Genomic DNA, 1,435 nt, shown 5'->3' with positions numbered 1-1,435 from the left:
GTGAACTGGTCCCCGGAAGTTGGACTGGCTAGCTGAAGGTTAGGCCGCGAGGGCCTGGGCTCGGTATTCGACCGGGCTCAGGCCCTTGAGCGTGGTCGAGATACGGGTGGTGTTGTACCAGTCGATGTAGTCGTCCAGCGCCGTGGTGAACTCGGCGACGGTGTCGAACCTGGTGTGGTGGAACAGTTCTTCCTTCAGGTGGCCGAAGAAGTTCTCGGCCATCGAGTTGTCCAGGCAGTTGGCCCGCCGGGACATCGACTGGGTCAGGCCCGCGTCGTCGAGCAGGGTCCGCCAGGAGACGTGCTGATACTGGAAGCCCTGGTCGGAGTGCACCAGCGGCGCGGCTCCGGCGGGCAGGGTGGCGATCGCGGCGCGCAGTGAGGAGTTGGTCAGTTCCAGCGTCGGGGACGGGCCGCAGGTGTAGGCGATCACGGACCGGTCGAACAGGTCAATGATCGGGGACAGGTAGAGCTTGCGGTCACCGATGCGGAACTCGGTCACGTCGGTGACCCATTTGGTGTCCGGGGCTTCGGCGCTGAACTGGCGGTTGAGCACGTTCTCGGCGGTCGTGCCTGTCCGCCCGAGCCATGACCGGTATCGGCGTGGCCGCCGGACCTTGCAGACCAGGCCGAGGGCGTTCATCAGCGTGAGCACGGTCTTCTTGGCCACCTGCCAGCCGGCACGGGTCAGCATGATGTGGATTCGCCGATGCCCGTAGCGGCCGCGGGCGGCCTCGAACGCCTCGGTGATCGCGGCCTTGAGCCCGGCCTGCGGATCAGGCCGGTCCAGGCGGGCCTGGTGGTAGAAGAACGTCGACCGGGCGAGGCCGGCGACCGCGAGCAGCACCGGCAGCGGGTAGTCGGCCTTGAGGGCGGCGATGACCTGGGTTTTCACCCTTACCCCTGCTCCCTCAAGGCCCGCAATTTTTTCAGGTAGGCGTTCTCCGCCGACAAACGCAGGTTCTCTGCCCGCAGACGGTCCAGCTCGCTGAGCCCGGACGGGTCCGGGGCAGCGGCGGGACGGCCTTTCGGCTTGGGCCGCAACGCTTCCTCACCGTCACGCCGATACGCCCGCACCCAGCCCTCGACCAGCTTGGGCGAGGACAGGTCGTACTCCCGCGCCAGCTCGAGCGCGGACACCTCACCATCGACGAACCGGCGCACGACCTCGAGCTTGAACTCGAAGGTGAACGACCGCTTGCCCGGTTTCATCATCAGCGCTCCCGCGCCTCGCAGACTCCAACGCTCACGCAAGCGTCGCACCGCGGTCTCCGACACCCCCAACCGGGTCGAGACGGCCTTCTCCCCATACCCAGCCTCGAACAACGCGACAGCAGCCTCCCGCTGCCGCTCACACAACGAACTTCGTGGATGCAACGAACCGCTCCCCGGAGAGTCGGAACTGGATACCAGTCCAACTTCCGGGGAGCGGTTCA

The 1,435-nt window shown here is 66.6% G+C and carries 2 protein-coding genes and 1 pseudogene; all 3 read right to left on the bottom strand.

Going from position 1 to position 1,435, the window contains the following annotated elements:
- Nucleotides 1–39: 39 nt before the first annotated feature.
- Nucleotides 40–894 carry an IS3 family transposase gene (locus G7043_RS47425; protein ID WP_313888444.1) on the bottom strand — a complete coding sequence of 285 codons (855 nt, stop codon included), beginning with the start codon at nucleotides 892–894 and terminating at the stop codon, nucleotides 40–42.
- A gap of 2 nt (nucleotides 895–896) precedes the next feature.
- The gene (locus G7043_RS49195) at nucleotides 897–1,214 is read right to left on the bottom strand and encodes a helix-turn-helix domain-containing protein (protein ID WP_242643491.1); all 318 of its coding nucleotides are present in this window, start codon (nucleotides 1,212–1,214) and stop codon (nucleotides 897–899) included.
- A gap of 21 nt (nucleotides 1,215–1,235) precedes the next feature.
- A pseudogene (locus tag G7043_RS50520) lies at nucleotides 1,236–1,358 on the bottom strand (helix-turn-helix domain-containing protein); the annotation flags it as partial.
- Between the last annotated feature and the right edge of the window lie 77 nt (nucleotides 1,359–1,435).

Origin of the sequence: Lentzea alba (assembly GCF_011067745.1) — a bacterium.
Lineage (GTDB): Bacteria > Actinomycetota > Actinomycetes > Mycobacteriales > Pseudonocardiaceae > Lentzea > Lentzea alba.
Note: the sequence above shows the minus strand (reverse complement) of the source record. Positions and strands in the feature narration are given on the sequence as shown.

What these genes read in the sequence shown, in the direction of transcription:
- G7043_RS49195 (WP_242643491.1), bottom strand. Translation starts at nt 1,214, where the DNA reads ATGATGAAACCGGGCAAGCGGTCGTTCACCTTCGAGTTCAAGCTCGAG.